The organism is Mesorhizobium comanense, from assembly GCF_005503535.1.
GTDB lineage: Bacteria > Pseudomonadota > Alphaproteobacteria > Rhizobiales > Rhizobiaceae > Mesorhizobium > Mesorhizobium comanense.
Map to the genome: position 1 here is coordinate 39,668 of NZ_SCNN01000035.1, position 6,492 is coordinate 46,159.

Genomic DNA, 6,492 nt, shown 5'->3' on the forward strand with positions numbered 1-6,492 from the left:
ATGACCAAGGCCAGCAGCACGGCTTTCCACAGTCACATGTTCCTCGGCGAGGGGCACCGCAAGAGCGAGCGCAAGACCTGGGCGGTGATCTGGCTCTGCGCGATCATGATGGCGGCCGAGATCGCCGGCGGGCTTCTGTTCGGCTCGATCGCCCTCGTCGCCGACGGGCTGCATATGAGCACGCATGCGGGCGCGCTGCTTCTGGCGGCACTTGCCTACACCTATGCGCGCCGGCATGCCGGCGACCAGCGCTTCAGTTTCGGCACCGGCAAGCTCGGCGACCTCGCCGGCTTCACCAGCGCCATCATCCTGGCCATGATCGCGCTGCTGATCGGCTACGAATCCGTCATCCGCCTCTATGCGCCGGTGCCGATCCATTTTGCCGAGGCGATACCGGTCGCCTTCCTCGGCCTTGCCGTCAACATCGCCAGCGCTTGGCTGCTCAGCGGCGGGCACGCGCATGGGCACGGCCAGGGTCAAGGCCATGGGCACGGGCACGGTCATGGCCACGCGGCCGCGCACGGGCATGACGAGACACATCGGATCGCCACGCCGGATGGCGAGGTCGTGCTCGAGGTGTTCGAGGATGGCGTGCCGCCGCGCTTCCGGATCCATCGCGAATCCGGGGCGCTCGTCCCGTCCGCCGTCTCGATCGAAACCGTGCGGCCGGACGGCGCGCGGCAGAGCTTCACCTTCAGGGATCTGGGCGAGGGCCTGGAATCCATCGAGGAGATTCCCGAGCCACATGCCTTCGAGGCCATGGTCAGCATTAGCGGACAGACCTATCCGGTCCTGTTCGAGGAGCACGAGCATGCCCACGGCAAGGCCACGGATGACAACAACATGCGCGCCGCCGTCGTCCATGTCATCGCCGACGCGGCGGTGTCGGTGCTGGTCATCGTCGGGCTCCTGCTCGCCCGTGCTTTCGGCTGGCTCTGGATGGATCCGGTCGCCGGCCTCGTCGGCGCGGTGGTCATCGCCAGCTGGGCGCTCGGGCTGATCCGCGACACAAGCGCCGTGCTGCTGGACATGAATCCCGACCGCGGCATGGCGGAGAACCTGCGCCGCACGATCGAGAGCGAGGGCGACGAGATCGCCGACCTGCATCTGTGGCGGCTCGGACCGGGGCATCTTGGCGCCATCGTTTCCGTGGTGACGCCGACGCGCCGGCAACAGGATTATTACCGCGGCCGGCTGTCGCGGTTCCGGTCGCTGTCGCACCTGACGATCGAGGTCAGGAGGGCGGCCTAGCTTCTCACGGCCTGCCGGCCGCTACGCTTCGACAGCGCACCGCGATCCCGCGTCAAACCGCAAGATCGGTCGAGCGCGGCAGGTCCGGGATCGCCTAACTGGCCTCGTCACGGAGGAAGCACGTTGAAGGCGGCACTTGAAAACTACCATGCCCGGATGCAGCGGGTGCTGGACCACATAGACCAGCATCTGGCCGACGATCTGGACCTGGAAACCTTGAGCGGCGTCGCGGCGTTCTCGAAATACCATTTCCACCGGCAGTTCACCTCGACCTTCGGGGTGTCCGTTCATCGCTATGTCCAGCTCGCCCGGCTGAAGCGCGCTTCCTACAGGCTTGCCGGGAGCGACGCCCAGAGCGTCACCGACATAGCGATGGATGCCGGCTACGACGCGCCCGACGCTTTCGCCCGCGCCTTTCGGCAACGGTTCGGACAATCGCCGTCGTCGTTCCGGAAATCTCCCGACTGGGGGTCGTGGCTCATGGCCTTCGGGCCTCTCGACAACGCAAGGAGAAAGCTCATGCAGATCGTTTTTACCCCCGACGATGTGGTGATCCGCGATATGCCCCCGACGCCGGTGGCGATCATGGAGCATCGGGGCGACCGGGCAACGCTCGGGGACACCATCCAGCGGTTCATCGCCTGGCGCAAGGCGGCGGGCCTGTCGCCCGAAACCAGCCCGACCTTCAACATCTTCCGTTCCGAAAGGGAGCCAGCGGTCGCGACCGACTACAGCATGGACATCTGCGTCGGGACCGATCAGCCGATCAGGCCGGACGACAAGCAGATGAAGGCCGGCGTGATCCCCGGCGGGCGCTGCGCGGTGCTGCGCTACCCCGGCAATACCAACAATCTGGAACCCGCCGCGCTTTACCTCTATCGCGAATGGCTTCCGGCCAGCGGCGAGGACGTGCGCGACTTTCCGATCTATTGCCAGCGCCGGCTGTCCCCGATCCCGGAAGGGCCGATGCATGAAGTGGTGGTCGAGCTGTTCCTGCCCCTGAAATAGCACTGGGGATCAATAGCGCTGGGGCGACAGGCGCGGTCTCAGCCGGCAGGCGGCTGCGCCCCGCCCAGGCCCAGAACCACGTCGCGCGTCAGCGGCGCGAGGTCGATGTCGTGGGCCGAGCCGGGATCGAGCCAGATCATCTCCTCGATCTCGGCCGCCGCCATCGGCCGGCCGTGGATGGAAACCGTGAACAGCTCTGCCTCGACCATGCTGTCCGGCTCGTTGGCGGCCGGGGCGGCGAAGCGGCCGAGCGGCGCGGCCATGGCGGGATCGATCGTCAGCCCAAGCTCCTCGTGCAGTTCGCGGGCCAGTGCTTCAAGTGGCGCCTCGTGCGGCTCGATCTTGCCGCCGGGCTGCATGAAGGCGCTGGTGCCGCGCTTGCGCACCAGCAGCAGCCTGCCCGACGCATCGGCGATGACGGCGGCGGCTATCCTGATCTTGCGGCTTTCGGAAGGGATCGAATTCACGCTATATGGTCCGCTCTGCGGCGTGCCACTCCGGCACTGTCTGGAAGCAGCCGCGATTCTCGGTTCGGAGACAAGCCATGTTTGCCGCCAAGGCCATCGACACCTCGGACAAGCCCGCATTCTACCGCGACCTCGCCGCGCAACTGAAGGGTTTGCTGGAGGGCGAAAGCGACTCGATCGCCAATGCCGCCAACACTTCGGCGCTGATCTTCCAGATGGTGCCAGACCTCAACTGGGCGGGCTTTTACTTTCTCGCCTCGGACGAGGAGCTGGTGCTGGGTCCGTTCCAGGGCAAGCCGGCCTGCGTGCGCATCGCGGTCGGCAAGGGCGTGTGCGGAACCGCGGTCGACCTCGGCACTTCGATGCTGATCAAGGACGTGCATGATTTTCCCGGCCACATCGTCTGCGATGCCGACTCGCGTTCGGAACTCGTGGTGCTGCTGGAGGACGAGGAGGGCGTCTTCGGCGTGATCGACCTCGACAGCCCGCTGCCCGGCCGTTTCGACAAGGCCGACCAGGCGGGCATCGAGGCGCTGGCGGCGATCTATGTGGCGGCGAGTTCGTTCGAGGACTGAGCGCTCGTTGCTGAGACAAGCATCGACGTCGAGTTCCACGGCGCCCCCCTCTGTCCTGCCGGACATCCCCACGAGGGCTAGGCGATTCACGCATCTTGGGCGATGAGCGTGACTGATCGGGGTGAGGCTTTCTTGCCATGTGGTTCCCCCAATCCGTCGCTGCTTCGCAGCGCCACCTTTCCCCCCTCCGGAGGGAAAGGAAGGGAGCTTTTCTGGGCGAGCGTTGAGCGCAAAAAGCTTGGCGCCTTTCCTCTCCCCCGTCGATCGGGGGAGAGGTGTCGAGCGAAGCTCGACGGAGTGGGGGTCGACCTGCGCGGCCATCGCCAAGGACCAACTCCCAAGCTAACGCCCTGCCTTCAGCGCAGAGGTAAACGCCGCGGCCGCCATATCGATCAGCTGCGCGTGAATTTCCCCGCGCGATCGGCCGCCTCCATCATCGCATACAGGGTCGCCGATTTCCTCGGACAGGATGAGGGCCGGCGCGCCGGGCTTGCATGCGCCGAACATGCTGTAGTGGCTGGCATCGGCGATCGTGGAGTAGCGGGCGTTCGGGATGGCTTTTGCGATCGCCGACGCGTCGGCGGTCAAAGGGATCTTTTCCGGCCGGCCGAGATTGACGATATTGACCGGAATGCCGATCCCGGCGAAGCTTGCCGGGTCGAGGACATCGACCGGAGCGGGGTCGATCGCCATGGCGAAGCGGATGCGGCTGTCGCTGCCGTCGCGGCCGGCGAGGTGCATGTCCATGGCGTGCAGATCGACGCCGCTTTGCCTCACCCAGCCGCATAGCGAGGCGTTGAGCAGGTCGGTGTCGCAATAGGCAGCCAGCCGTTTCGCATCGATGCGCGCGCCGGCAATGGCCAGCGCCGTATTGCCGCCCATGGACAGGCCGAGCACGCCCGTGCTGCCTTCGAGCAGGTGGCCGCCGAAGGAGGCGTCGCCGCGCATCGCGTCCAGCGTCGCGGTGAGATCGGCGGGGCGCAGCCAGAGTTTCATCGTCTGCGCGGCTGATCTTTTCTTGCCGCCATTGCCGGGGTGCGTCGGCGCGGCGACGATGAAGCCCCGGCCCGCCAGCGCCGCCGCCATCCAGCTCAGCGCCTCCGGCGTTCCGGCCAGGCCGGCGCCGTGGGAAAGCAGGATCAGCGGAAATGTTCCGCCTGATACCGGCGCGTCGCTCATCGCGGCGGTTCCTGCGAAAAGCGGGCTGTCGCCGAGGTTGACGGCTTCGCCGCCCGGCTGGGCCGGATACCAGACGGTGACGTCGAGATCGGTGCCGCGCTCGGCCGATGGCGCGGAAATGTGAGCGACGCCGACGGCGTCGCCGGCATTGGCCTGATGCTGCATGGCCAGCATCGAAACGATGACGGCGCAAAGCATGGTGCGGAATTTCATGAAGGTCTCCATTGGGGAACATTTCGGCGGCCGGAGCGGACACTCAATGCCCGGCTTGCGGCACCGGCGTCGCGATATCCGCCGAAACGAGCCGCGCCGGCGTCCTCGATCGCGATCGAGGACGTACATGATCGCGATCGGGCACTTCCTTGGAGCAAGATTGCCGGGTTCAGCCGGCAGTCATCGTGGCGGATGGGCTGAGGCGTGCCTCAGAACACGAGACGTGCGTTCGGATCTTCCCGGGCCGGGTCGAATGTGAACCACCCGGCATAAGTATAGCGGCTCCCGGACGTGACCTTGGAGACGCCGTGTACATAGTCGGCGCCCGATCCGAAGATCAACATAAGGCCTGTTTCGGGCTTCACCCGAACGCCGATCCCCGGAAAATAGGTCTCTCCGCCTTCGTAGTCATCGTTGAGATAGAGGAGCGACGAGTAGCAACGGTGCGGCGTCGCATTGGGCTGGCCATCGGGGTTGAGGTTGTCGGCATGCGGCGTGAGTTCCATGCCCTTGGGCCAGAAGACGAGCTGCGCCGTGTCAGAATAGAGCGCCTGCGCCGGCCGGAATTCGCGGCAGACGGCGAGTTGCGCCAGCAGTCGCACCTGCTGCATGACGCGAAGCGCGTCGACCTCCGCGGGCGGCAGGCTGTTCTGCCAGATGTAGCGGCCGTCCCAATATTCCGAGCCGGTCCTGGCCGCATTGACGGGACGCTGGCGCTCGAAACATTCGATCAGGAGCCGGCATTGCTCGGGCGACAGCAGGTTACGGTGGCGGACCAGCGACGGGCAATGGTCGGCCGGGGAGAGCAGTGTCAACCGCCGGGGATCGCCAGTCCACCATTGGGTGCGGCCGGCCGTTGACGCGAGCGATCTCGACGCATCCGGCTGCGTCGCCAATGGTTGCCAGCGCTTGCCTGGTCTCAGCCGATCGAGCAGCCGCATCAGTCCTCCTCGCGGGCTGGCGACTGTGGTTTGCTCGGCGCGGCGACCCGCAGCTTTGACAGATGCTGGGGATTGGCTGGCTCGCCGTCGGGGTTCTGTCCTCTGAAATACCATTTCTGCCAGCCCATCCGAACGGCTTCGGGGTCGTGGCGCGCAAGGGCGGCGTTGAAGTCGATGCGCAAGCGGCGGTATTCCTCATAGTGTGCCTTGATATCGGGCGCGGTATCGAGCGGCACGATTTGCGGAACGATCGCGTCGAGGCTGCGATAAGCGAACGGCGTGATGAAGCAGAAGGGCTCGCCCTTGTCGAAGCTCACCCGGCCGGCTTGGGTAAATTGCCAGTTCATGGTGAAGCTGAAGTTCACCCAGTCGGTTTCGACCACGCCGTCGAGCGGCGACAGCCCGTCCTTGGGGAGGTTGGGGCAGCCCCGGACCCACAGGGCGTAGCCGGGATCGGTGCGGAAAATGTGGGCCGTCTGCAGGGTGAGGATGCCGTGCCCGAAATGCGACTGGGCGAAATAGCCGATGTCGGCCTCGCTCTCGATGGTGATGTCGCCGAGCCCGGGGCGTCCGTTCCACGCCACGGTGAAGGCCTCGGGCGTCAGCAGTTCCCACCCCATCGAGTTGGCGATGGTCAACGGCAGGCAGCGATAGGCATAGCGCTGGTTGGTTTCATCCATCCAGCGGCGATCGGCTCTCGCCGGCACGATCTCAGGAGCACGGTCGTGAATGCGATAGCAGATAAGTCCGGTCATCGACCTTCCCAGCCAACCGACGGTCTAACCTGCCTGCAGGCTGAACGGGTGCTCAACGGTCACGCATCTGGCGTTCTCACGCTGGAGGCGGAGACGTCGGAGG

7 protein-coding genes are annotated in these 6,492 nt (G+C 65.9%); 3 read left to right on the top strand and 4 right to left on the bottom strand.

Annotated elements, in window-relative coordinates:
- Positions 1–1,251, top strand: a complete 1,251-nt coding sequence (dmeF, locus tag FFS37_RS32945; RefSeq protein WP_137935104.1) for a CDF family Co(II)/Ni(II) efflux transporter DmeF — start codon at positions 1–3, stop codon at positions 1,249–1,251.
- A 123-nt stretch (positions 1,252–1,374) separates the two neighbouring features.
- Positions 1,375–2,259, top strand: a complete 885-nt coding sequence (locus FFS37_RS32950) for an AraC family transcriptional regulator (protein ID WP_137935105.1) — start codon at positions 1,375–1,377, stop codon at positions 2,257–2,259.
- 38 nt (positions 2,260–2,297) lie between these two features.
- On the opposite strand, the gene FFS37_RS32955 is transcribed toward FFS37_RS32950, so the two are convergent.
- A complete protein-coding gene (locus FFS37_RS32955) occupies positions 2,298–2,726 on the bottom strand; it encodes an NUDIX hydrolase (protein WP_232375865.1) in 429 nt (142 codons plus the stop codon).
- A gap of 77 nt (positions 2,727–2,803) precedes the next feature.
- Between FFS37_RS32955 and FFS37_RS32960 the strand changes: the two genes are divergently transcribed.
- Positions 2,804–3,301, top strand: a complete 498-nt coding sequence (locus tag FFS37_RS32960) for a GAF domain-containing protein (RefSeq protein ID WP_137935107.1) — start codon at positions 2,804–2,806, stop codon at positions 3,299–3,301.
- A gap of 342 nt (positions 3,302–3,643) precedes the next feature.
- Here the strand turns inward: FFS37_RS32960 and FFS37_RS32965 are convergent, their stop codons facing one another.
- The 3 genes from FFS37_RS32965 to FFS37_RS32975 all read right to left on the bottom strand — a co-directional run bounded on the left by FFS37_RS32965 (position 3,644) and on the right by FFS37_RS32975 (position 6,389).
- A complete protein-coding gene (locus FFS37_RS32965) occupies positions 3,644–4,693 on the bottom strand; it encodes an alpha/beta hydrolase family protein (protein WP_137935108.1) in 1,050 nt (349 codons plus the stop codon).
- A gap of 209 nt (positions 4,694–4,902) precedes the next feature.
- On the bottom strand, positions 4,903–5,634 hold the full coding sequence (locus FFS37_RS32970) for a prolyl hydroxylase family protein (protein WP_171026517.1): 732 nt from the start codon (positions 5,632–5,634) through the stop codon (positions 4,903–4,905).
- Entirely contained in the window at positions 5,634–6,389 is a 756-nt protein-coding gene (locus tag FFS37_RS32975; protein WP_137935110.1) for a DUF6065 family protein, read from the bottom strand. Before FFS37_RS32975 ends, FFS37_RS32970 begins: the two co-directional genes overlap by 1 nt.
- Positions 6,390–6,492 lie beyond the last annotated feature (103 nt).